Below are 23294 nucleotides of genomic sequence, written 5' to 3'. Positions count from 1 at the left end.
CCCTTGCGCTCGGCCGCGCACCCCGTGCCCGTGCCTGGCCGCGTCCGCGCCCCCGCCCTCGGCCGCGCAGCCCCTGCCCCTGCCTGGCCGCGTCCGCGCCCCTGCGCTCGGCCGCGCAGCCCGTGCCCGTGCCTGGCCGCGTCCGCGCCCTTGCGCTCGGCCGCGCAGCCCGTGCCCGTGCCTGGCCGCGTCCGCGCCCTTGCGCTCGGCCGCGCAGCCCGTGCCCGTGCCTGGCCGCGTCCCCGCCCCTGCGCTCGGCCGCGCAGCCCGTGCCCGCCCTCGTCCGGGCCGTCCGCCTGTGGTCCGCGTCCGCCGCGTCCGCGCCGGCCGTGCCCGTGTCCTCCCAGCCTGTGTTGCCTGCGGTTCGTCGCGTCCAGTCCGCGTTCGCCGCTGTCCGTGCTCGGCCGCCGGTCGACGGTCAGCGCGCCCACGCTCGGCCGCCAAGGGTCGCGACGTCGCGAGTCCGGTCGTCGGGAGTGGAGTGGTCCCCGGGCGCGTCGCCGCGAGGGGGGCATAGCCGGCGCCCGGCCCAGCGGGACGGCCCCCAGCTGACGGGCTGTGCAATGCTCGCCGCTGCCAGGCGCGGAAGGGTCCCAGGGGCAGGCGGGCTGGCAGCCCAAGTGAGGACACCGCCGTCGGCGGCGGCCCCACACCTAGCGGACGCTCGAAGTCGTGGGAGCACAGAGGCATGGGTGCCGGCACGCGGGTAACTGGGCGGGGATATTGTTTGCCCGGCTAAGGAACAGCACCAGCGAAAACGACTGGAGTGCAGCACATGTCAGACGCGATCCGTGCCGAGACGGTGTACATCGGTGAGGAGCAGATCCAGGCGTACCAGGCCCGTCCGCTCGACCCCGGTCCGTTCCCCGGCGTCGTGGTCATTCACCACCTGCCCGGGTACGACGAGGCGGCCAAGGAGATGGTGCGCAAGTTCGCCGTCAACGGCTATGCGGCGATCTGCCCCAATCTCTTCTGGCGTGAGGCTCCGAACGCCGAGCCCGACGACGCCTCCGCGTTCGTGCGCGGGCAGGGTGGCATCCCCGACGAGCAGATCATCGGGGATGTTGCCACGGCCGCGGCGGCGCTGCGGGGGCTGGACAATGCCAACGGGAAGGTCGGGGTTATCGGGCACTGCTCCGGTGGCCGGCAGGCGCTGCTCGTCTCGACCGCCGTTGCGCTCGACGCGGCCGTCGACTGTTACGGGGCATTTGCGCTCGAGGCGCCCCCTACCGGGTCGCCGCTCAAGGTCGGGTCGATCCGGGATCGCCTGCCTGAAGTGCGCTGTCCGGTGCTGGGGCTGTTCGGCGACGACGACAAGTATCCGGCGCCCGACGAGGTTGCGCGCCTCGCCGCGATCATGGGCGAGCACGGCAAGTCGTTCGAGCACTACAGCTACGCGGGGGCCGGGCACGGGTTCTTCGCGGTGGACCGCCCGTCGTACCGGCCCGAGGCCGCGGTCGACGGCTGGAAGCGCGTTTTCGCCTTCTTCGGCACGCACCTGGGGGCCTGACCATGTGTACGTACGAGACCGAAACGGTCGACATCGAAGGCGCCGGCAAGGGCGCGACCGGCTGGTTCGACCTCACCCGCGCCGCGGTGTACGTCGATCATCCCCAGCACGCGCAGTTCGGTCACACGCTGAACATCGACTTCGCCAACCCGGCGCTCGGACCGTCGGCCCGGGTCGCGGTCGAGCTCACCGAGGAGGCCGCGCTCGCCCTGGTCGCGGCCATCCAGCAGGCCCTGGCCAACGCCCCCGCGGGCCTGGCAAGCGCCGCAGCGCCGGTGTAACAAAGGCAGCCGACGCCGGGGTAACAAGGGCGGCCGGCGCCGGTGTAACAAAGGCAGCCGACGCCGGGGTAACAAAGGCGGCCGACAAAACGGGCGAGCAACGCATCGGCCCTATCCAACCCGCGCCCCGCGGAGCAGGATCAAGAACATGGGCGCCTACCACGACATGTACCAGCGCAGCCTCGCCGACCCCGAGTGGTTCTGGCGCGACGCCGCCGCCGGTGTGGACTGGGAGCGCATGCCCATGCGCATCCTCGACGCGGACCGCCCGCCCTTCTACCGCTGGTATCCCGACGCCGAGCTGAACACCTGCCACAACGCGCTGGACCGGCACGTCGACGGCGGGCGCGGCGACGACCTCGCGCTCGTGTACGACAGCCCGGTCACGGGCACCGTCCGGCGGTACACCTTCCGGGAACTGCGCGACGAGGTCGCCGTCTTCGCGGGCGCGCTGCGCCGGCTCGGCGTCGGGCCGGGCGACCGGGTCGTGGTCTACATGGCGATGGTGCCCGAGGCCGTCGTCGCCATGCTGGCCTGCGCGCGGCTCGGCGCGGTCCACTCGGTGGTGTTCGGCGGCTTCGGCCCGAAGGAGCTCGCGGCCCGCATCGACGACGCCCGGCCCAAGGTCGTGGTCGCGACCTCGTGCGGCATCGAGCCGAGCCGCCTGGTGGAGTACAAGCCGCTGCTGGACGCGGCGCTGGACGAGGCCGGGCACAAGCCCGAGTACGTCGTGGTCCTGCAGCGCGAGCAGGGCCCGGCGCAACTGCGCGACGGCGAGCTGACCTGGGCGCAGGCCGTCGACCAGGCGCCGGCGGCGGAGTGCGTGCCGACCGCGGCGACGGACCCGCTGTACATCCTCTACACGTCGGGCACGACCGGCCGGCCGAAGGGGATCGTGCGCGACAACGGTGGGCACGCCGTCGCGCTGACCTGGTCGATGGCGAACATCTTCGACTGCGGGGCCGGCGATGTGTTCTGGGCGGCGTCCGACGTCGGCTGGGTCGTCGGCCATTCGTACATCGTCTACGCCCCGCTGCTGGCCGGCGCGACGACGGTGCTGTACGAGGGCAAGCCCGTCGGCACCCCCGACGCCGGCGCGTTCTGGCGGGTGGTCGAGGACCACGGCGTCAACGTGCTCTTCGCCGCCCCGACCGCCATCCGCGCGATCCGCAAGGAGGACCCCGACGGGGCCCGGATCGACCGCGAGCGCATCAAGAGCCTGCGCACCGTGTTCATGGCGGGGGAGCGCCTCGACCCGCAGACCTACGCGTGGGCCGGCGAGCGCCTCGGCGTGCCCGTCGTGGACAACTGGTGGCAGACGGAGACGGGCTGGCCGATCGCCGCGAGCCCGCGCGGCCTCGAGGAGCTGCCCACGAAGCCCGGTTCGCCGTCGGTACCGGTCCCCGGCTACGACGTGCGCGTGCTCACCCCGGACGGGCAGGACGCCGCGACCGGCACCGACGGCGCGATCGCGATCCGGCTGCCGCTGCCTCCGGGGTGCCTGCCCACGCTGTGGGGCGACGACGAGCGGTTCGTTCGCTCGTACCTGTCCGCCTACCCCGGCCACTACCTCACCGGCGACGGCGGGCGGTTCGACGAGGACGGCTACCTGTACGTGATGGGCCGCACCGACGACGTTATAAACGTCGCCGGCCACCGCCTGTCCACCGGCGCGATGGAGGAGGTGCTCGCGAGCCACCCCGCGGTCGCCGAGTGCGCCGTGATCGGCGTCGACGACGAGATCAAGGGCCAGGTGCCGCGCGGGTTCGTGGTGCTCAAGGGCGGGCGTCGACACCCCGGCCGAGACGGTCGGGGCCGAGCTGGTGCGGCTGGTGCGCGACCGGATCGGGGCGGTGGCGAGCCTGCGCAGCGTGCAGGTGGTGGCCGGGCTGCCCAAGACCCGCTCGGGCAAGATCCTGCGCCGGACCATGCGGGGCATCGCCGACGGCCGCGAGGAGCCCGTGCCCTCGACCATCGAGGACCCGGCGGTGCTCGACGCCCTGCGACCGGTGCTCCGGGAGCAGGGAAAACGCTGAGAGCGAACACGCTCACGGCGAACGGGGGATCCAGGAGCAACCCGCAGGCCATACCGTCGGGGTATGGCCGACATTGAGATCCCGTTCGACAGCGCCGTCTTCGAGCGTCTGCTCAGCAAGCGCATCATCGTGCTCGGAACCGAGGTGAACGACGAGAGCGCCAACCGCATCTGCGGCCAGCTGATCCTGCTCGCCGCCGAGGACTCCGATACGGACATCGCCTTCTGGATCAACTCCCCGGGCGGGTCGGTGTCCGCCGGCATGGCGATCTACGACACCATGAAGTTCATCAAGAACGACGTGTCGACCGTGGTCATGGGCATGGCGGCGTCGATGGGGCAGTTCCTGCTCAGCGCCGGCACCCCGGGCAAGCGCTACGCCCTGCCGCACTCGCGGGTCATGATGCACCAGCCCTCGGGCGGCATCGGCGGCACCGCGGCCGACATCGCCATCCAGGCCGAGCAGATGCTGTTCACCAAGAAGACCATGCAGCGCCTGATCGCCGAGCACACCGGGCAGACCTACGAGCAGATCGAGGCCGACTCGGACCGTGACCGGTGGTTCACCGCGCCGGAGGCGAAGGAGTACGGCTTCGTCGACCGGGTCGTGGAGGGGGCGGAGCAGCTCGCGGTTTCCTGAAACGGGATCTACAGTCCCCGGTTGTGAGTATTGATCGTGAAGTGGCGCCGGAGCAGGCCGGGTTCGACGCACGGCGGCTGGCCCGCCTCGACGCCCACTTCGCGCGATATGTCGACGACGGCCGCCTCGCCGGCTGGCAGCTGGCGGTCGCGCGCGACGGGAAGGTCGTGCACCACAGCGTGTACGGGCAGCGCGACGCCGAGGCCGGCCTGCCGGTCGAGCCCGACACGCTGTGGCGGCTGTACTCGATGACCAAGCCGATCACCTCCGTCGCCGCGATGCTGCTGTGGGAGGAGGGCCGCTTCGAGCTCACCGACCCGATCAGCGAGTGGCTGCCCGAGTTCCGTGACATGCGGGTGTACGAGAAGGGCTCGGCGAACCAGCCGTACACGGTGCCGGCGACCGAGCCGATCCGGGTCTGGCACCTGCTCACGCACACGTCGGGACTGACGTACGGCTTCCTGAACACCTCGGTCGTCGACACCCTGTACCGCAAGGCCGGCTACGACCTGAGCATGAAGCCCGGCGCCGACCTCGCCGAGGCCTCCCGCGCCTTCGCCGGCCTGCCGCTGCTGTTCCAGCCGGGCACCGCCTGGGGCTACGGGGTCAGCACCGACGTGCTCGGCCGCCTGGTCGAGGTGGTCGCCGGCATGTCGCTGCCGGAGTTCGTGCGCACGCGGATCCTCGAGCCGCTGGGCATGCACGACACGACCTGGTCGGTGGCGCCGGGCGAGCCGCGGATGGCGGCGCTGTACGTCCCGGGCCCCGACGGCCGCCGCGTGCGCTTCGACTCCTTCGGCGACCTGGCGTTCGAGGAGCCCAAGGCGCCGGCGGGCGGCGGCGGCCTGATCTCGACCGCCGCCGACTACCAGAAGTTCATGACGATGCTGCTGCGCCGCGGCGACGGCCTGCTCGCCCCGCGCACCGTCGCCTTCATGACCCGCAACCACCTGCCCGGCGCCGTCGACCTGGACAAGCTGCAGACCGGCGGCTTCGCCGAGACGACGTTCGAGGGCATCGGCTTCGGCCTGGGCTTCGCCGTCGTCCGCGACCCCGTCCCGGCCCGCGTGTACAGCAGCCCCGGCACCTTCTACTGGGGCGGCGCGGCGAGCACGGCCTTCTGGGTCGACCCGGTCGAGCGGCTCACGGTGGGCTTCTACGCCCAGCTCGTGCCGTCGAGCACCTACCCGCTGCGCCCCCAGCTGCGCCAGCTCGTCTACAGCGCGCTGACCGACTGAAACCGGTCAGACGAAGCTCAGGTTGCCACCGGCGGTAGCCACCTTGACCTTGTGCACCGAGCCCGCGTCGGTCTTCACCGTGCCGCTCTGCTTGCCGCCGTCGAGCTGGGCGTCCAGCGCGTACCCATCCGAGGTCAGCCGCAGGTTCACATTGCCGCCGCCGCTGTCGATGTCGATGCGGTCCGGCGCCTGGGTGATCTTGACGTCGACCGGGCCGCCGCCGGTGCGCGCGTTGAACTCGGGCGGGGCCAGCCCCTCCGCGGACACCGCGCCGCCGTCGGTCTGCACGTCGATCAGGCCGGTCAGCCCGGTCAGGTCGACCCGCCCGCCCGAGCTGTCCAGCCGGACGCTCAGGGTCGAGGGCATCTCCACCACGTAGGAGATGGAGCAGTCGTTCTTCGGGCAGCCGGCCGAGCCGAGGATGAGCTCGCCGCCGTCCACGCTCTGCTTGCGGCCGGGCTTGTCGCTCTTGTACTTCAGCGTCTCCGTCACCTTGATGGTGGGCCCGCCGCCGACCTTGATCGAGATCGAGCCGCCCTCGCTGTCCACCTCGACCACGCTGACGTCATCCTTCACCTCGAACGCGTTCGTGGCGGTCTGCTCGGGGCCGTCCTTCGCGGGCTTGTCCGGCGACTGCGACGGGGAACCGCAGGCGCCGAGGGCCAGCAGGACGGCGGCGGCGGGGGTGAGGACGCGCAGAGGCAGTGACTTCACGGGGCCCAGCTTTGCACGCGGAGCGCGACGATCTTCGGTAGGGTCGCCGCCGTGAGCCTCGTCGATACCGCGTACGCCCGGGCCGCCGCGAACGGCTTCGGGCAGTCCTGCGAGCCCGAGGTCGGGCGCCTCCTGGCCACCCTGGCCGCCGCCCTGCCGCCGGGGGCGCGCGTGCTGGAGATCGGCACCGGCGCCGGGGTCGGCACCGCGTGGATCGCCGACGGCCTGCGGCCCCGCAGCGATGTCAGCGTGGACTCGGTCGAGGCCGACCCGGCCACCGCGGCCCTCGCCGCGACGGCGGAGTGGCCGGCCTTCGTGCACCTGCACGTTGCCGATGCACTGGAGTTCCTCGCGGCCACGCCCCACCGGTACGACCTCGTCTTCGCCGACGCGTTCGGGGGAAAGATCGAGGGGCTTGACCGTACCGTCGAAAAATTGAACGCTCGGGGGACCCTCGTCGTCGACGACATGACCCCGGTCGAGGGATGGCCGGAGGACTTCCGGGCCAAGCAGGCCGGGGTGCGCCGGGCGCTGCTCACCGACCCCGGGCTGGTCGCGGTGGAGCTGGCCCACGGCTCCGGCGTGATCATCGGCGTCCGTCGACCCCCGGCGGGCTGAACGGCGCAGGAGGGGTCGGCCGCCCGGCCGCTGACACCGGGGGAGCGGTATCGGTACCGTCACAGCGATGAGTGCGGTCGTGCTGGCCCTGCACGGGCTGCTGGTGGAGGGGACGGTCGCGACCATCGAGCCGGTGCTCGCCGGGCTCCTGGTCGCCGACGAGCCCCGGCTGGTGCTCGACGTGTCCCAGGTGACGGTGTGCGACACCACCGGCGCCGAGCTGCTCGTCGGGGTGGCCGGCCTGGCCCGCGACCGCGGCGGCGAGCTGCGCCTGGCCGCGCCGTCGCCCGCGATCCGCTCCTGGCTCGGCATCGCGGCCGGGATGAGCGGGATCGCCGCCTTCGCCACCGTCGAGGGCGCCCTGGACGCCGACCCGCGCGACCTGCTCGGCCCGGCCCTGGCGCCGCCGGCCATCTGCGTCGACGCCCCGCCACCGCCGCCGCTCAGCGCGGGCCCCGCCCGCACGCCATCCCGCGGCCGGCCCCGCTGGCGGGTCAACCCTTCGGGCCGCGCACGATCACGCCGAGGTCCCGCATCACCGCGTCGGTGAGGCCCGGCAGCTGCGCCGGCTCGATCGTCACCCCGCGCAGGCTGCTCATCCCGCTGACCTCCGACAGCTGGTTGCCCCGCAGGTCGGCGCCGCGCAGGTCGCAGCTCTCGAACGACATCTGCCGCAGCCGGCAGCCCTGCATCGCCGCGTAGGGCAGCGCGCAGTCACGCAGGTTCGTGTTGACCAGCACGCAGCCGACGAACCCGGTCGGGCCGGTGGTGTTGACGTCGTCGAGCGAGGCCCCGTCGAGGCGGCAGCCCTCGAACAGCACGTCCGACAGCCGCGACTCGGCCAGGTTGGCCCAGGTGAGCTTGCAGTTGACGAAGTGCACCCGCTCCAGCGTCAGCCCGGTCAGCCGGGCCGCGGTGAAGTCGACCTTCTCCAGGCGGCAGCCGCTGATCGTCACGTCCTCCCACACGACCCCGTTGAGGTCGAGGTTCTCCAGGTGGGAGCGGCGCAGCCGGGCGTCGATGAGCGTGGTGCGGATGGCGCGGCCCGTCTGCACGTAGGCCTCGTTGAGGTTGCCGCCCCACGGCGCGCTGACCGGCTCGAGCTCGCCGGGGTCGAACGCGGGGAGTTCGATCTCGATGTCGTGCACGCGCACTGCCACGTACCTCACCGTAGAGGGTCGGCCGAGCATGTGGCACGTAGGCTGTCAGGTCATGAATGATGCGGGAGTGCGGCCGCGGGTGGACGGGCGCACATTACGGGCCGAGCGCACCCGGCAGGCGATCACGGACGCGCACTTCGCGCTGCTGGAAGAGGGCGAGCTGCGGCCGACCGCCGAGCGGATCGCCGAGCGGGCCGGGGTGTCCCTGCGCGCGCTGTGGACCAACTTCAAGGACATGGAGGGCCTGTTCGCGGCGGCCGGCGAGCGGCTCATGGAGCGGCAGCGCGCGGAGTACCGCCCGGTCGAGCCGGACCTGCCACTGGCCGAGCGCATCGAGCGGTACTGCGCCCAGCGCGCCCGCCTCCTGGAGCTCATCGCCCCGGCCGCCCGCGCCGCCCGCATCCGCGAACCGTTCTCGGCGCAACTGCGCAAGAACCGGGCCTGGTACCTCGAGATCGCCCGCGAGGAGCTGCAGACGCTGTTCGGCCCCGAGCTCGACGCCGCCGGCCCGGCCCGGACCGAGATCGTCGACGCGCTGACCGTCGCCGTGACGTTCGCCGGCTGGTCGATGTGGCGGGACGAGCTGCACCTGGACGTGGACGGCGCCACGGCGGTGCTCCGGCGCGTGGTGAGCGCCCTGCTACCGGCCGCAGCCGCGGCATAAGTTTGGCTTAGACCGTCGTTAATTCGGCTCCTGCGGGCGAATCCGGCGCCTAGGGGCTTCTAGTGTCGACTGCGGCTCTGACCGCAAGCATGCATGGAGGCCCCGGTGTCAGCGTACGGAGACGGTTACGCGGACCGCTACGACCCGTACGGCGCCCAGTCCGGCCGCCAGGACGACCGCGGCGGCTACGGCGACCGGGGTGGCTTCAACGACCGGGGTGGCTTCAACGACCGGGGCGGCTACGGCGGCCAGGGCGGCTACGGCGACGACCAGGGCGGCAACGGCGACCGGGGCGACAACTGGGGCGAGCGCGGAGAGCGCCAGGAGCCCGGCTTCTACGACCAGCCCCGCGGCTACCCCGCCGGCGACTACGACGAGCTCCCGGGCGGCGCCGACCAGGACGAGGCCCGCCGCGGCAGGCGCATGCTGCTCGTCGCCGGCATCGGCGCGGTCGCGCTCGTCGTCGTCGGCGCGGTCGCCTTCGGCGGCTCGCTGCTGCTGTCCAAGAGCTCCAACGCCGCCCCGCAGTCCAACGTGGCCGCCGGGGCCGCGGCCAGCACCGAGGCCGGTGACCTGTTCGGCGGCGCCTCCGGCGACCCGTCGGCGGCCGGCGGCGACCCGGCCGGGAACGCCACCTCCGCCGCCCCGACGACCAAGGCGGCGACGCCCGCCCCGAAGACCACGGCGCCGACGGCCAAGAAGACCACGGCCGCGCCGGTCGGGGGCAGCAACGTGGCGTACGAGAACCAGGTCCTGGCTCTCGTGAACACCGAGCGGGGCAAGGCCGGCTGCCAGCCGCTGAACTACAACGCGAAGCTGCGCGCGGCCGCGTTCAAGCACTCGGCCGACATGGCGGCCCACAACTACTTCTCGCACGACTCGCAGGACGGAACCTCCTTCGCCACGCGTATCTCGAACGAGGGATACAAGTGGTCGAACGCGGCGGAGAACATCGCCAAGGGCCAGCGCACGCCCGAGGAGGTCATGAACGCCTGGATGAACAGCGCCGGGCACAAGGCCAACATCCTCAACTGCAAGCTCAAGGACCTGGGCGTCGGTCTGGCCTACCAGGGCAAGACCGCGATCTGGACCCAGGACTTCGGCACCCAGATGTAGCGAAGGGTACCGATAGGTAATTTTCCTCGTCCGGACGGACGTTGTGCCGCAGCACAGCGTTGGGCACCGTACACCTTGCGCGATGATCGCTGCCCAGCATGGGTGGCGCGTTGCTCAGCGACGTGCCAGACTCACCGCGATCAGTGCTTACGGTGCCCGTGCGGATTACTCACTCGACCCCCGCGGGTGCGTTCGACCCGTTCCTGGTTCCCTGAAACAGCGAGCTGTGTTCACAGCAGGGGGTTCAACGTGTTGGCTGCTCCCCAGCGGCGGCGGCTCGCGGCGTTAGCCGCCGCGGCGCTGCTCGGCCTGGGCCTGACGATGGTGGAGGCCTCGCCCGCGGCCGCGGCCGGCGTCGGGTATGTCCGCCTCGCCCACCTGTCGCCCGACACTCCGGCGGTCGACGTCTATCTGAGCTCCGTCAGCGGGGCCATTCCGCAGCAGAAGTTCGATGCCGTCGCGTACGGCACCGTCTCGAAGTACCTGCCCCTTCCGCCCGGCACCTACGCGGTGGCGATGCGCAAGCAGGGCGATCCGGCCTCGGCCGCGCCGGTGCTGAGCACCCAGGCGACGGTGGAGGAGGGCAAGGCCTACACGGTCGCGGGCACCGGCAAGTTCGCCGACCTCGGCCTGCGCGTGATCGCCGACGACCTCGGCCTGCCCGCGTCGGGCAAGGCGAAGGTGCGGGTCATCCAGGCCTCGGTGAAGCAGCCGATCCTGGACGTCTCGGTGTCGGGCGGCACGAAGATCGCCGACGGCGTGCAGTTCGCCACGACGACCTCGTACCAGACGGTCGACCCCGGCCGCTGGACGCTGCGGCTGGCGGCCCCGAGCGCGACCAGCGCCGCGACGACGGTCACCGCACCCCTGAAGGCCGGCGCGGTGTACTCGTTGATCATCCTCGACGGCAGCGGCGGCCTGACCGCGCAGCTGCGCACCGACGCGTCGAGCAGCGGAGTGCCCGAGGGCGGCGTCGACACGGGCGGCGGCGGCACCGCCGGTGGGCCGGCGGGGATCGACCCGCTGCTGCCGATCGGTGCCGGGACGGCCCTGGTCGTGCTGGCCGTGGCCGGTGGTCTGCTCTGGCGCCGTGGCCGTTCGCGCACGGCGGCGGCCGCGTAGCCGCCGCTCGACATCATGGGCAAGACGGGCAAGGTGGTCAGGCATCGGGCGCTGCGGCAGCGCCTGAACCTGACCGCCACCCGGCGCCGGACGCTGATGCTCATCGGCTGCGTCCTGGCCCTGGCCGCGCCGATGATCGTGGGGGCGGCGACGCTCGTCGGGCGCCGGGTCGACATCGACGCGGGCGACGCGACCTGGATCGTGCCGCACAGCATCGACCTGTCGGCCGTGACCGCCGCGCCGGACGCGCCCCCGTCCCGGCTGCGCATCGCGAAGCTCGGCGTGGACACTCCGCTGGAGAGCCTGCAGATGGACGCCGCCGGGATGCTGGAGAGCCCGAAGGTGTACGGCGAGGCGGGCTGGTTCACCGGCGGCACGTACCCGGGCGACGCGGGCCCCGCGGTGCTGGCCGGCCACGTGGACTCCAAGACCGGCCCGGCCGTCTTCTACCGCCTGCACGAGCTGCAGCCGGGCGACACGGTCGACGTCCAGCGGGGCGACGGCTGGCTGACGTTCCGCGTGACGGCGAGCGAGCACTACGCGAAGGCGCAGTTCCCGAGCACGCGTGTCTACGGGCCGACGCCGGTGCCGGAGCTGCGGCTGATCACCTGCGGCGGGACCTTCGATCAGGCCCGCCATTCGTACCGCGACAACCTGGTCGTCTACGCGGTGCTGATCTGAGGCCGACCTGAGGCCGATCTGAGCGGAAGTTTAGGGTCGGTGTGCCAGGTCGCCTCGCGGCGATAGGCGCAACACGGCTCCAGCCGAACGGTATTCCGTGAAGGCAGTGTGGTGAGGCCCGGGGACACACAGCACACCGACCCCCTGAACGGTAGCGCGCCGGCCACGCATCGTCTCGTGATCGGGAACACATCGCTAGATCAGGGCGGCGGCTCGCCAGATGCGCTGAGCGGGGCCCTCGACCAGGCCCAGCTCCTGCAGGTAGGTAGTGACCCTGGTGCCGGCCCAGCGCAGCGTCTCCCGGAAGTGCGGGTTCGCCCACGCGACCTCGCGGGTCCGGGCCGGGTCCAGTCCGACCGCCGCGTACGCGTGCGGGTTGATGAGGGTGTGGGTGACCGTGTACGCGGCGCGGGCGACGATGATCTGGCAGTACAACCGCCGCGTTCTGCCCGCGGAGGCGACCTGCCGGGCGAGCTCGTCCCGGGCGAACTTGATGTGTCTCGCCTCCTCGACCACGTGGATCCGCGAGACCATCCGCACCAGCGGCTGCAGGCTCTCGTCGGCCATCGCCTCGCGCTGGAGGGCGTCGAGGATCTCCTCGGCGACCAGCGCGGCCGCGAACGTCTGGATGCCGCCGGCGGTCGCGCCCAGGTAGCGCCCGAGCGCGCGGTGCACCGCCGCCGGCCGGTACGCGGGCGCGCCGAACGCGTCGATCATCCGGCCGAACATGATGCTGTGCCGGCACTCGTCGCCGATCTCGGTGAGCGCGTACTGCACGTGCTCGCTGCGCGGGTCCATCCCGCTCACGTGGCGCAGCAGCATGCGCATGAGCAGCACCTCGAACCAGATGCCGATGCTCGCGATGCTTGCCACCTCGTGCTTGGACAGCTCGACGCGCTGCTCGGGCGTGAGCGAGTCCCACAGCGGGGTGCCGTGCAGCGACAGGCGGCGCTCGGGGGCGTACATGACCCCGGCCGGCTGCGGGGCGCTCCAGTCGATGTCGACCTCGGGGTCGTACGAGTTGCCCGCCGAGATCTTGAGCAGGCGGGCGGCGGTGACCTCGCGAGCGGCGGCGACATCCGGCATGGCGGCCCTCCTTGACGGTACCGGCCGGGGTTGGTACTAGTCAGTACCATGCCCGAGGAATCGCCGGTGGTCAAGGCCTCGCTCGTCGCGGGGGAGCGGACCTACCAGGTAGAGCTGCGCCTTTCCGGTCACTTCGAGCCCGTCGACGGCCGGTTCCATTGGAGCGCGCGGATGTCGGCGGGCCCGGAGGTCGTGGCGCTGTTGCGCTCCGGGCGGCGCGACGTGCTGCTCGCGGGCCGTACCGGCACCGACCCGGTGCCCGCCCGGCTGGTCGAGCTCAACCCGTGGGGCGAGATCCGGGTCACCGGCACCGGCCGGCCGCCCGGATGACAGCATCGGGCGCCACGCGTGCCCCGGTCCCGGCGTGTGGCGGCTTGCCGGAGGTGGCGGGCTCGCGTGGCGCCCGGATTCTCGCTTGTCATTCGGGTGTACCGCAGGTGGCAGTCGATGGCCGGCGGTTACGGGTGGAGCGGGCTTTTCCGGCGGGCGGGTGGTGCCGCGGCCGGGGCCGGTTTCAGCGGCCGGCGAGGAGCCGGCTCACCGCGTTGTCGACGTCGAGGTGGTCAGTCTCGTGGCCGCGTGGCACGACGCTGTAGGTGCGCCGCAGGAACCGCACCAGCACGCTGCGCGGAACCTCGAACAATGCGTTGCCGTCCGGCGAGGACAGGGCCAAGGCGACGAAGTCGCCCCGCGGCCCGTTCCAAGGCCAGACTCGTACGTCGCCGATCCCGGCCGGCTCGTCGAGCCCGGTGAACAGCAACTCGCGGGCGAACGACCAGCTGACCGGCTCGCCGCCCGCCGACTCGGCGTGGAAAAGGACGTGAACCGCGTACGGGTCGTTCGGGTCGTAGCGCAAGCTGGCTCGCACCGGCAGCGCGGTCGCGTCGGGCGCGACGAGTCGTAGGGATGTCTCGACCTCGACGGTCGATGGTCGGATAGCGCTCATGTCGTACTCCCCCCGGCACCGCTTGCGGAGCATGCCGTGCCCCGCCTCTCTATGTTGAGGCGATTCCCAGTGTTACGCGTAGTGATTCTACGATCTCACTTTGTAGTGTTTCTGGGCCCGATTTGCCGTCAACCGAACATGATGCGTGGTATGTTCGGTTTTCTGGGCGTGGTCGGGGTCCTTGACGTGACGTGTGGGCCGTACGTCAATTCATTCCGGTAACGTCCCGTGGTCCACGGGAGTGACGGGTGTTTGCGTGATGGGAACGAGAATTGCGCGCCAGTGAGGTGGACGGGTCGGGCGTTACGCCTGATTCCGGACCGCCCCCGGCCCGCGAGGGTGACTTCCGGCGTGTCGCAGCCCGGGTTGTACCCCATGACTGGATGCGAACTTCGTCGGTTTTCGTGGCGTGTGTCACTACCGTGCGTGATTAGTCCAATTGTTGGTCGGCCGTGGATCATGGAGCGGTGACGTCTTCCTGGCGGGTGCGGGCCGACCGACTCCGTGATGGTTATCTGCGGCTGCGGGCGCGTGCGTACGCCAGCCCGCTCGGCCGCCTCGGCGTGAAGCTCGCCGTCGCCGTGCTGGGCACCCTGGTCATCGGCATCGGCGTGGTACTCCTGCCATTGCCTGGCCCCGGGTGGGTCATCATCCTGGCCGGGCTGGCCCTGCTGGCGATGGAGTTCGCCTGGGCCCGCCGGCTGCTGCACTTCACCCGGGCCCAACTGCTGCGCTGGACCCGCCTGGTGCGCGAGGGTTCGTGGCTTGCGCGGATTGTCTCCGTCGGCGGCCTGTTCCTGGTGGTCGCGGGTGCGATGCTGCTGTCGCTGCGGATGCTCGCCTGACTCCACATCTGCGATCTTCTGGATCGCGTGGGTGAGTTCTCGCCATCCTGCCGGGGTGGCTCTTCCCGCTGATCGGACCCCACTGATCCCGCCCAATTCGGCGCGTGCACTTTACCGATCGTGTGCGTTTCGTGTTGTATGCGTTTCGTGACATGCCGATTTCGGGGCCGGGCGAGCGAAAGGGCTACCGTGGAGGTAATCTCGCCCGAGTCAAGGCGTACCATGTCGCGAAGTAATGTGTTTGTGTCCGAATGATACGCCCGGTGCGCGCGGCGCCGAGTCAGATCGGTTCGGTCCGCATAGGCTGTGCACAACGGTTCTGTACACCTGGGTACCACCGAGGAAAGGCCACTCATGGCGAAACGCGTCATCCACGAGCTGATCGATGACATCGACGGCAAGCCCGCCGCCGAGAGCATCGTGTTCGCACTCGACGGCGTGCAGTACGAGATCGACCTGTCCGCCGGCAACGCCTCGAAGCTGCGCGACGCGGTGGCCCCCTTCGTCGCCGCCGCCACGAAGATCGGCCGCGGCGGTGTCGTCGCGACCACGCGCGGCCGCGAGGCCCGCGGCCGCAGCGTCACCCGCGGCGATCGCGACCAGAACCGCGCGATCCGCGAGTGGGCGCAGGCCAAGGGCATCGACGTGTCCGACCGGGGCCGCATCAAGCAGGACATCGTCGACCGCTACCACGCCGAAGCGGGCCGCTGACCGCACGCGACACGGGCGGGCCGGGAGCACGAATTACGTGCACCCGGCCCGCTGTTGCATTGTTGAGGCCATAAGCCTGATCGTCAGCCGTTTCCGCCCCGATTCGCTTTGCCCTCACCGCTTTGCCGCCCGCACCGCGCATTGCCGATCGCGGTGGCGGCCTATCCCGGTACGCCCGCTTTGCCGTCCTCTTTGCCCGACCCGGCCGCCGCTTTCGCCCCGCCTTTGCCTCGGCGTGTTGCCCTCGCGATAGCCCTCGGCGTTTGCCCCGCGTTTGCACTCACCGCCGGCCTCACCGTTTGCCCACCGTTTGGCCACATGGTTTGGCCGCCGGGTTGACGGTCGCTTTGGCCCCGCGCTTTTGCTCTTGGCCGCCGAGCCGACCTTGTTGCCGCGCGAGGTCCGGCGGGCGGGACGCCCGCTCGCGCCCCGGCTCGGGCATTTCGCCACCGGGCAAATAAGCCGGATGATCACCGCGAGCGCATCGGGAATAACCGGCTGTGGCGATGTCGATCGATTCAGAATGCACCCCGGAAACGCGACGGCCGCGGCCCCTTCCGGGACCGCGGCTCGTTCACCCCCGCGGGGCGCGCTTCCTGAGCGTCGGCCCCTTCCGGGGTCGCGGCTCTCGGACTTTTACTGCGCGGCGGCGAGCTCGCGCTGGGTGGTGCTGATCTCGATCTTGCGCGGCTTGGCCTGCTCGGCCACCGGGATGCTCAGCGTGAGCACGCCGGCGTCGTAGGCGGCCTCGAGGCGCTCGGTGTCGAGGCTGTCCCCGAGCACCAGCCGCCGCGTGACGGTGCCGGTCGGCCGCTCGGCGATGACGCGGCGGACACCCTCGCGCTCGGTGCGGGTCCGCTCGGCGCGGACCGTGAGAACGTTGCGGTCGACGGTGGCGTCGATGGTGGCCGGGTCCACGCCGGGCAGATCGATCTCGACGAAGAACGTGTCCCCGTCGCGGTACGCGTCGAGCGGAGCCGCAACGCCCCCGCGAACCGGCGAGCCGAAGAACTGGTCGAACGAGTCAAAGGACCGGAACGGAGCGGTGCGCAGCAACATGATGAAGTCCCTCCAAGGTTGAGCCCGTGTCGCTCAAGTCTTACAACCTCGGACATGCCCACCGTCTTCCGTGCTCGAACGTGACCTGAGTCACCAGGACTCAACTTTCGATAAGTCGGGCGCTCCGCGCCACGACTTATCGGATTTATCGCCTGTCGGGTGATAAGTCGGATCAGAGGCGCACAACGGCTCGAAGAGCCGGCGAGGTGGAGGTGCGGTGGGCGCGTGGGAGCCCGCCGCCGCGAGATTGGTGGCGCCGAGCGCCTGGGATGCGGCGGGTCAGAGCAGGTGGGGGATCGGGCGACGCGGTGGAGGTCCGAGCCGTGGGCGGATCCGACGGCGCCGTGGCTGAGTCGGGCGGTGCCGTGGTCGGATGGACGGCGCGCCGTGGCTGGGCCGGGCAGCGCCGTGGTTGGTCGGAGTCCGTAGCGGATTGGGCCCACGTCGGCGGGCCGGAGTCCGTCGCGGGTTCGGGTTGCGCTGTGGCGGTCAGAGCCGTGGCGGGCCGGAGTCCGTCGCGGGGTCGGGTTGCGCTGTGGCGGTCTGAGCTGTGGCGGGCCGGAGTCCGTCGCGGGGTCGGGTTGCGCTGTGGCGGTCAGAGCTGTGGCGGGCCGGAGTCCGTCGCGGGGTCGGGTTGCGCTGTGGCGGTCAGAGCTGTGGCGGGCCGGAGCCCGTCGCGGGTCAGGTTGCGCGGTGGCGGTCAGAGCTGTGGCCGGCCGGAGCCCGACGCGAGGGTCCAGGTGGCGCCGACCGCTTCGGTGAGGGCGGGTCAGAGCCAGCCGCGGGACTGCGCCACCCCGACCGCCTCGATGCGGTTGCGCGTGCCGGTCTTCGTGATCGCGGCCGACAGGTAGTTGCGCACCGTGCTCTCCGAGAGATGCAGCCGCTTGGCGATGTCGGCGACCGTGGAGCCGTCGCCCGCCTCGCGCAGTACGTCGCGCTCGCGGTCGGTCAGCGGATCCGGGCCCGCGGCCAATGCGGCCGCGGCCAGGTCCGGGTCGACCACTCGTTCGCCGGCGAGAACGCGGCGTACGGCGGCGGCCAGGGACTCCACCGGGCCGTCCTTCACGAGGAAGCCGCTGGCGCCCGCCTCCATGGCGCGCCGCAGGTACCCGGGGCGCCCGAACGTGGTCAGGATCAGCACCCGGCACCCGGGCAGGCGCCGCCGCAGTTCGGCCGTCGCGCTGATTCCGTCGCCGCCGGGCATCTCGATGTCGAGCAGCGCCACGTCGGGCCGCGCCTCCAGGGCCGCCGCCACCACCGCGTCGCCGCTGGACACCTGGGCCACCACCTCCAGGTCGGGCTCCAGGTCGAGCAGCAGCGCCAGAGCGCCACGCATCATGCCCTGGTCCTCGGCGAGCAACACGCGGATCGTCACGACCCAACCTCCAGATGTCCGTTCACAGGGGAAGCCGTGCCGTCAGGGCGAAGCCGCCATCAGGGCGGCCGCCGGTCTCCAGCGTCCCGCCCGCGTTGCCAAGTCGCTCGCCCAGGCCGCGCAGGCCGTTCCCCGCCGCCGGGGCCGGGGACGACGGGGCGAAGTCGCCGTTGTCGGTCACGGTCAGGACCGCTGCCTCGTCGGTCAGGGTCACGGCGATCTCGCAGCGCGAAGCCCCGCTGTGGCGGATGATGTTGGTCGCGGCCTCGCGCACCACCCAGGCGAGGAGGCGGTCGGCGGCGTCGGGCAGCGGGTCGGCGGTGCGCACCACGTCGGCAGCGATGCCGGCCGCGGTCAGGGCGCCCTTCGCGCGGGCGAGCTCGGCGGTCAGGCCGGTCTCGCGGTAGCCGGTGACGGCCTCGCGGATCTCGACCAGCGCGCGCCGGCCCACCTGCTCGATGTCGGCGGCCTGGGCCGCCGCCGCGGCCGGGTCGCGCTCGGCGATGCGCCGCACGACCTCGGCCTTCACGACGATGACGGACAGCGTGTGGCCGAGCAGGTCGTGCAGGTCACGGGAGAAGCGCAGGCGCTCGTCGGCGACCGCGGCCTCGGCCAGCGCCTCGCGGGTCTCGCGCAGCTCGGCGACCAGGCGCTGCATCTGCCGGACCGAACCGACCAGCAGCGACGACAGGATCGTGCCGATGGCCACGCTGCCGGTCTGCCACCAGCTCGCGCCGACCGCGAACCCGAGGCCGAGCACCGTGGCGAGGCAGCCGGCGAACCAGTAGACGGCCATGACCGGGCGCTCGGTGCCGGCGTACACCGCGACGCCCCCGACCGAGGCGTACAGCATGAGGATCAGCCAGTGCGGGCCGTACGCCAGCGCGAGCCCGATCGCGAGCGCCACCGTGACGCCGATGAGCACGTGGTGCCGGCGGGTGACCGAGGTCGACTCGAAGCCCAGGGCGGCGGTGTACACGTACACCAGCTCGAACGCCACCAGCCCGACCAGCGCCGCGGCCGTCGTGGCCGTGCTCAGCGGGTCGACGAGGGCGAACGTCCACACCGCGACCCAGATCATCCCCCCGATCGTGGGGCGCGGCCCGCGCTTCATGCCGTCCACCCTTTCACAGCACCGAGATGCGGCGAACGGAGCGGCGGAAGCCGTACACGGCCAGCCCGCCGAACGCGACAAGCCACACGGCCAGGATCACCACGTCGCCGACGCTCGGGGCCCCGCCGAACGCGACCCGCCAGGACATGTCCGCGTAGGCGTGGGTGGGCAGGAGCCGGCCGATCGAGGCGACCCAGCCCGGCATGATGTCCAGCGGCAGCCACAGCCCGCCCACGATGGACAGCCCCAGGTACACCAGCAGGTTGAGCGGCTGCGCGGTCTGACTCGTGGCCAGGTAGCCCAGCCCGAGCCCGAGCAGCGCGAACGGCAGCGCCCCGACCCACAGCAGCGGCAGGATCGCGAGCCACTGCCCGGCGTCCAGGCGCACCCCGTTGATGAGCACGGCGGCCAGGCACAGCGCGAGCACGGGCAGCAGCCCGGCGGCCATCGCGGCCAGCCCCTTGCCCAGCACCACCTTGACCGGCGACAGCGGGGTCAGGCGCAGCTGCCGCAGCCAGCCGATGGAGCGGTCGATCACGAGCCCGGAGGCGTAGTTGAGCAGGCCGCCGATCGCGCCGTAGCCGGCCATGGAGACCATCGTGTAGACGGCCGCGACGCTCTTGTCCTGCCCGGTGATGGTGCTGATGTTCGTGAACAGCACGTAGCTCAGCAGCGGCATGAGGACGGTGAAGATGAGCAGCCCGGGGGTGCGGACCAGCCGGCGCAGCTCGAGGCGGATGTAGGGCAGCATGTCAGGCCTCCAGGCGGGTCAGGGCGAGGTACGCCTCTTCGAGCCCGGCGCCGGCGACCTCGAGGTCGTGCAGCAGGCCCGCGGCGGCGAGGGCGAGGACGGTGGCGTCGGAGTCGGTGCTGGTCAGCACGGCCCGTCCGGCCCGTTCGGCGACCGCGACGACTCCGGGGAGTACCGAATAATCCGCTTTTCGGTCCGTGACACCGACCGTGCGCACCGCCACGCGCCGCTTCACGTCGGCGGCGGTGCCGTCGGCGATGACCCGCCCGCGGTCGAGGACCACGATCCGGTCGGCGTTGTCGTCGGCCTCCTCGAGGTAGTGCGTCGAGAAGAGGACCGTGCGGCCCTGTCCGGCGTAGGTGCGCATCGCTGCCCAGAAGGCGCGGCGGGCCTCGACGTCGAGCGCGGCCGTCGGCTCGTCGAGCACGAGCAGGCCGGGGCGGCCGATGAGCGCCATCGCGAACCGCAGCCGCTGGGCCTGGCCGCCGGAGAGCCGCTCGACGGTCCGCCCGGCCAGCCCGGTCAGGTCGGCGAGCTCGAGCGCCTCCGCGACCGGCATCGGCTGCGGGTACACGTCATGGAGGAACCGCAGCAGATCCCCGACGGTGGACCGGGGCAGCAGCCCGCCGGCCTGGGGCATCGCGCCGACGAGACCGGCGGCGGCCGCGGCCGACGGGGCCCGGCCGAAGAGCCGGACGCCGCCGGTGCGGGGCGGGAGCAGCCCGAGCAGCATCAGCAGGGTCGTCGACTTGCCGGCCCCGTTGGGCCCCAGCACCGCGACGACCTCGCCGGCCGTGACCGTGAGCGTGACGTCCTCCACGGCCCGGACACTGCCATAGGCGTATGACACTTTTTGGAGCTCGACGGCGTTCATGCCGCTCACGCTAGGTGCGCCGCGATCCCACCGGCAGATTCGTCGATCTCGGTCCGGCGGTGACAAATGTCCTGGAGGTCAGCGGGGGGCGCGTCCGAGCCGCAGCAGGATCCGGTCCATTGTGGATGCGTCCGCCGGCGCCGGGAGGGCGGCCGCGAACGCCGTCGTGGTGCCGGGCACCGACTCGGCGATGGGCAGGGCCTGCCGGAGTACCTCCTCGGGCAGTTCCCACGCCAGGCCGAGCGTCGTGGCCACGTCCCAGCCGTGCACCACGTAGTCGATGGCGTGCGCGCCGATGCCGCGCCAGGCCGGCAGCGGGGCCGGCGCGAGCTCCGCCAGCGCGATCGGCGTCTCGAGGTCGACGGCGGCGAACGCGGCGATGACCTCGTCGGCCGCGGCCGCGTAGTCGGCGGCCGGGTCGGCGCCGAGCGGCCGCGGCGCCCAGCGCTCCAGCGGCCAGGCCTCGCCCCGCGCGGCGGCGGCGAAGCCGAGGTGCTGCACGGTCATGTGGGCCAGCAGGTCGGCCAGGGTCCAGCCGCTGCAGGGGGTGGGCCGGGTCAGGTCGAGCGGGCCGTCGAGCAGGGCGACACTTGCTCGCACGGCCGTCGCGTCCGTGGTACGGAAGTCCGGAATGGCCATGGACCTCATCCTGGCACGGCGCGCAGCAGCGCGGCCGGCGTGATCGGCAGCGAGCGCACCCGCACCCCGATGGCGTGGTACACCGCGTTGGTGACCGCCGCCGCCGCGCCCACGATCCCGAGCTCGCCGAGCCCCTTGGACCCCATCGGGTTCAGGTGCGGGTCGTCCTCGGGCACGAACGACACGTCGATGCGCGGGATGTCGGCGTTGACGGCGACGTGGTACGACGCCAGGTCCGACGTCACGAAGTCGCCCGTGCGCGCGTCGAGCACCGTCTGCTCCAGCAGCGCCATGGACACGCCCATCGTCATGCCGCCGACGAGCTGGGACCGGGCCGTGGTCGGGTTGACGATGCGGCCGCCCGCGAAGACGCCCAGCATGCGGTCCAGGCGCACCTCGCCGGTGCCGGGGTCGACGCGCACCGCGCAGAACTGGGCGCCGAAGGCGTGGCGGGCGTACTCCCCGCGCTCGGCGATGTCGGCGGTGGTGTCGGCGGAGACGGCGACGCCCTCGGGCGGGACCTGGCCGCCGTGCACGCGGTCGATGCGCTCGCGCAGCAGCCGGCACGCCTTCGTCACCGCCCAGCCCCACGAGGACGTGCCCATCGAGCCACCGGCGACGGTGGCGAAGCCGATCGCGCTGTCCCCCACCCGGATCTCCACACAGGTCTCGGGGCAGCCCAGCGCGTCCGCGGCGATCTGGCGCATGACCGTGCGCGCGCCGGTGCCGATGTCGGCCGCGTTGACCGCGACCTCGAAGTGGTCGTCGGCGGTGGCGCGCGCGGTCGCCGTCGACGGCCACGTGATCGCCGGGAACGACGCCGCGGCCACCCCGGTGCCGAGCAGCCAGCGGCCCTCGCGCCGGCTCGCCGGGCGGGGGTCGCGGCCGGCCCAGCCGAACCGCTCCGCCCCCTCGCGCAGGCACTCGACCAGGTGGCGGCTGGAGAACGGCAGGCCCTCGGCGTCGCGGTCGGTGTCGTTGCCGATGCGCAGCTGCACCGGGTCCCAGTTGCCGGCCGCCGCCAGCTCGTCGATGGCCGACTCGAGCGCGAACGAGCCCGGGCACTCGCCGGGGGCCCGCATCCAGGTCGGCGGCGGCACGTCCAGCGCGACGACGCGGTGGCTGGTGGTCAGGTTCGGCGTGGCGTAGTTGACCCGGCTGACGACGGCGCACTGCTCGGTGTACTCCACCAGCCGTGACGTCTGGCTGATGGACTCATGCCCGACCGCCAGCAGCCGGCCGTTGCGGTCGGCGCCGAGCCGGATGCGCTGGATGGTCGGGGTGCGGTACCCGGCCAGCGCGAACAGCATCGAGCGCCCCAGGGCCAGCTTGACCGGCCGGCCGATGCACCGGGCGGCCATCGCGGCGAGGACCACGTTCGGCCGCGGCTGGCCCTTGGCCCCGAAGCCCCCGCCGACGTGCTCGTTGTGCACGCGCACCAGCTGCGGCGGGAGCTCGAAGAGCGCGGCGAGGGTCTCGCGTACCGCCGACGACGCCTGCGTCGCGTCGAACACGTTGAGCTTCCCGTGCTCCCAGAACGCGGTCGTCGCGTGCGGCTCCATCGCGTTGTGGTGCTCGGTCGGCGTGCGGTAGGTGGCGTCGACGCGCACGTCCGCGGCAGTGAACCCGGTGTCGAAGTCCCCGTGGTCCAGCCTTCCCTGGTAGCCCGCGTTGACGATCTCGGGCTCGTAGAGGCCGGGGTGGTCGGCGCGCAGCACGGTGTCCGCGGCGGCCACGTCGGCCTGGACGTGCACTGCGCCGGCTCCCTCGCGGGCCCGTTCTTGCGTCGTGGCCACCACGAGGGCGACGACCTCGCCGTAGTACCGCACCTCCGGCGACTGCAGCAGCATGAGGTCGGCGTGGTCGCCGGGCTCGAGCCGCGGCGCGTTCCCGTGCCACAGCACCGCGAGCACCCCGTCGAGGGCGAGCGCGTCCGCGATGTCCACGTTGGACACCCGGCCGCGGGCGAACGTGGCCTGCACCGGCCACGCGTAGCACTCGCCGGGCAGGTGGTGGTCGACGGCGTACCGTGCCTGCCCGGTCACCTTGTCGCGGGCTTCGAGGCGGGGCTCGGCGCGTCCGATGTGGACGGGCGCGTACCTCGTGATCACG

At 72.2% G+C, this 23294-nt stretch carries 24 protein-coding genes and 1 pseudogene; 14 read left to right on the top strand and 11 right to left on the bottom strand.

What is annotated here, in order from left to right; translation table 11 throughout:
* Positions 1 to 775 precede the first annotated feature (775 nt).
* The 5 genes and pseudogenes from AB0B76_RS18220 to AB0B76_RS18200 all read left to right on the top strand — a co-directional run bounded on the left by AB0B76_RS18220 (position 776) and on the right by AB0B76_RS18200 (position 5704).
* Entirely contained in the window at positions 776 to 1510 is a 735-nt protein-coding gene (locus AB0B76_RS18220; protein WP_360376051.1) for a dienelactone hydrolase family protein, read from the top strand.
* 2 nt (positions 1511 to 1512) lie between these two features.
* The gene (locus AB0B76_RS18215; protein WP_360376048.1) at positions 1513 to 1791 is read left to right on the top strand and encodes a DUF6295 family protein; all 279 of its coding nucleotides are present in this window, start codon (positions 1513 to 1515) and stop codon (positions 1789 to 1791) included.
* A gap of 148 nt (positions 1792 to 1939) precedes the next feature.
* A pseudogene (locus AB0B76_RS18210) lies at positions 1940 to 3827 on the top strand (propionyl-CoA synthetase).
* Positions 3828 to 3890: 63 nt separating this feature from the next.
* Entirely contained in the window at positions 3891 to 4466 is a 576-nt protein-coding gene (locus AB0B76_RS18205; protein WP_360376046.1) for an ATP-dependent Clp protease proteolytic subunit, read from the top strand.
* Positions 4467 to 4489: 23 nt separating this feature from the next.
* A complete protein-coding gene (locus AB0B76_RS18200; RefSeq protein WP_360376043.1) occupies positions 4490 to 5704 on the top strand; it encodes a serine hydrolase domain-containing protein in 1215 nt (404 codons plus the stop codon).
* 6 nt (positions 5705 to 5710) lie between these two features.
* Here the strand turns inward: AB0B76_RS18200 and AB0B76_RS18195 are convergent, their stop codons facing one another.
* Positions 5711 to 6418: a hypothetical protein gene (locus tag AB0B76_RS18195; RefSeq protein ID WP_360376041.1), complete on the bottom strand. Its 708-nt coding sequence runs from the start codon at positions 6416 to 6418 to the stop codon at positions 5711 to 5713.
* A 51-nt stretch (positions 6419 to 6469) separates the two neighbouring features.
* On the opposite strand from AB0B76_RS18195, the gene AB0B76_RS18190 reads away from it, so the two are divergent.
* Together AB0B76_RS18190 and AB0B76_RS18185 are read left to right on the top strand one after the other, a co-directional pair.
* Positions 6470 to 7036 carry a class I SAM-dependent methyltransferase gene (locus AB0B76_RS18190; protein WP_360376039.1) on the top strand — a complete coding sequence of 189 codons (567 nt, stop codon included), beginning with the start codon at positions 6470 to 6472 and terminating at the stop codon, positions 7034 to 7036.
* Between the two features lie 67 nt (positions 7037 to 7103).
* Positions 7104 to 7586 (top strand): STAS domain-containing protein, encoded by a 483-nt coding sequence (locus AB0B76_RS18185; protein WP_360376037.1) that lies wholly within the window; start codon positions 7104 to 7106, stop codon positions 7584 to 7586.
* On the opposite strand, the gene AB0B76_RS18180 is transcribed toward AB0B76_RS18185, so the two are convergent.
* Positions 7531 to 8196: a pentapeptide repeat-containing protein gene (locus AB0B76_RS18180; protein WP_360376034.1), complete on the bottom strand. Its 666-nt coding sequence runs from the start codon at positions 8194 to 8196 to the stop codon at positions 7531 to 7533. The genes AB0B76_RS18185 and AB0B76_RS18180 overlap by 56 nt on opposite strands.
* A 52-nt stretch (positions 8197 to 8248) precedes the next feature.
* Between AB0B76_RS18180 and AB0B76_RS18175 the strand changes: the two genes are divergently transcribed.
* From AB0B76_RS18175 to AB0B76_RS18160, 4 genes are all read left to right on the top strand, one after another.
* Positions 8249 to 8860, top strand: a complete 612-nt coding sequence (locus AB0B76_RS18175; RefSeq protein WP_360376031.1) for a TetR/AcrR family transcriptional regulator — start codon at positions 8249 to 8251, stop codon at positions 8858 to 8860.
* Positions 8861 to 8965: 105 nt separating this feature from the next.
* The gene (locus AB0B76_RS18170) at positions 8966 to 9976 is read left to right on the top strand and encodes a CAP domain-containing protein (RefSeq protein ID WP_360376029.1); all 1011 of its coding nucleotides are present in this window, start codon (positions 8966 to 8968) and stop codon (positions 9974 to 9976) included.
* 249 nt (positions 9977 to 10225) lie between these two features.
* Entirely contained in the window at positions 10226 to 11098 is an 873-nt protein-coding gene (locus AB0B76_RS18165; protein WP_360376026.1) for a DUF4397 domain-containing protein, read from the top strand.
* A 15-nt stretch (positions 11099 to 11113) separates the two neighbouring features.
* On the top strand, positions 11114 to 11779 hold the full coding sequence (locus tag AB0B76_RS18160; RefSeq protein WP_360376025.1) for a class F sortase: 666 nt from the start codon (positions 11114 to 11116) through the stop codon (positions 11777 to 11779).
* Positions 11780 to 11974: 195 nt separating this feature from the next.
* On the opposite strand, the gene AB0B76_RS18155 is transcribed toward AB0B76_RS18160, so the two are convergent.
* Positions 11975 to 12865 carry a diiron oxygenase gene (locus AB0B76_RS18155; protein WP_360376022.1) on the bottom strand — a complete coding sequence of 297 codons (891 nt, stop codon included), beginning with the start codon at positions 12863 to 12865 and terminating at the stop codon, positions 11975 to 11977.
* A gap of 48 nt (positions 12866 to 12913) precedes the next feature.
* Here AB0B76_RS18155 and AB0B76_RS18150 point away from each other — a divergent pair, with 48 nt between their 5' ends.
* The gene (locus tag AB0B76_RS18150) at positions 12914 to 13195 is read left to right on the top strand and encodes a DUF4873 domain-containing protein (protein WP_360376019.1); all 282 of its coding nucleotides are present in this window, start codon (positions 12914 to 12916) and stop codon (positions 13193 to 13195) included.
* 184 nt (positions 13196 to 13379) lie between these two features.
* Here the strand turns inward: AB0B76_RS18150 and AB0B76_RS18145 are convergent, their stop codons facing one another.
* On the bottom strand, positions 13380 to 13811 hold the full coding sequence (locus tag AB0B76_RS18145; protein ID WP_344503366.1) for an SsgA family sporulation/cell division regulator: 432 nt from the start codon (positions 13809 to 13811) through the stop codon (positions 13380 to 13382).
* A gap of 467 nt (positions 13812 to 14278) precedes the next feature.
* Here AB0B76_RS18145 and AB0B76_RS18140 point away from each other — a divergent pair, with 467 nt between their 5' ends.
* Both AB0B76_RS18140 and AB0B76_RS18135 read left to right on the top strand, forming a co-directional pair.
* Positions 14279 to 14656: a PGPGW domain-containing protein gene (locus AB0B76_RS18140; RefSeq protein WP_360376016.1), complete on the top strand. Its 378-nt coding sequence runs from the start codon at positions 14279 to 14281 to the stop codon at positions 14654 to 14656.
* A 354-nt stretch (positions 14657 to 15010) separates the two neighbouring features.
* On the top strand, positions 15011 to 15367 hold the full coding sequence (locus AB0B76_RS18135; protein ID WP_360376013.1) for an Lsr2 family protein: 357 nt from the start codon (positions 15011 to 15013) through the stop codon (positions 15365 to 15367).
* A gap of 636 nt (positions 15368 to 16003) precedes the next feature.
* Here the strand turns inward: AB0B76_RS18135 and AB0B76_RS18130 are convergent.
* The 7 genes from AB0B76_RS18130 to AB0B76_RS18100 all read right to left on the bottom strand — a co-directional run.
* Positions 16004 to 16426, bottom strand: coding sequence for an Hsp20/alpha crystallin family protein (locus AB0B76_RS18130; RefSeq protein ID WP_360376011.1), 423 nt, complete (start codon positions 16424 to 16426; stop codon positions 16004 to 16006).
* 769 nt (positions 16427 to 17195) lie between these two features.
* On the bottom strand, positions 17196 to 17804 hold the full coding sequence (locus AB0B76_RS18125) for a response regulator transcription factor (protein WP_360376009.1): 609 nt from the start codon (positions 17802 to 17804) through the stop codon (positions 17196 to 17198).
* Between the two features lie 22 nt (positions 17805 to 17826).
* Entirely contained in the window at positions 17827 to 18918 is a 1092-nt protein-coding gene (locus AB0B76_RS18120; protein ID WP_360376007.1) for a sensor histidine kinase, read from the bottom strand.
* A 13-nt stretch (positions 18919 to 18931) separates the two neighbouring features.
* Complete coding sequence (locus AB0B76_RS18115; protein WP_360376005.1) at positions 18932 to 19669, bottom strand: ABC transporter permease; 738 nt, start codon at positions 19667 to 19669, stop codon at positions 18932 to 18934.
* A 1-nt stretch (position 19670) separates the two neighbouring features.
* A complete protein-coding gene (locus AB0B76_RS18110; RefSeq protein ID WP_360376003.1) occupies positions 19671 to 20543 on the bottom strand; it encodes an ABC transporter ATP-binding protein in 873 nt (290 codons plus the stop codon).
* Between the two features lie 78 nt (positions 20544 to 20621).
* Positions 20622 to 21182, bottom strand: coding sequence for a TIGR03086 family metal-binding protein (locus tag AB0B76_RS18105; protein ID WP_360376000.1), 561 nt, complete (start codon positions 21180 to 21182; stop codon positions 20622 to 20624).
* A gap of 5 nt (positions 21183 to 21187) precedes the next feature.
* The coding region (locus tag AB0B76_RS18100; protein ID WP_360375997.1) for a xanthine dehydrogenase family protein molybdopterin-binding subunit at positions 21188 to 23294 on the bottom strand (2107 nt) is incomplete at its 5' end.

It is taken from the genome of Dactylosporangium sp. NPDC049140, from assembly GCF_040648435.1.
Note: the sequence above shows the minus strand (reverse complement) of the source record. Positions and strands in the feature narration are given on the sequence as shown.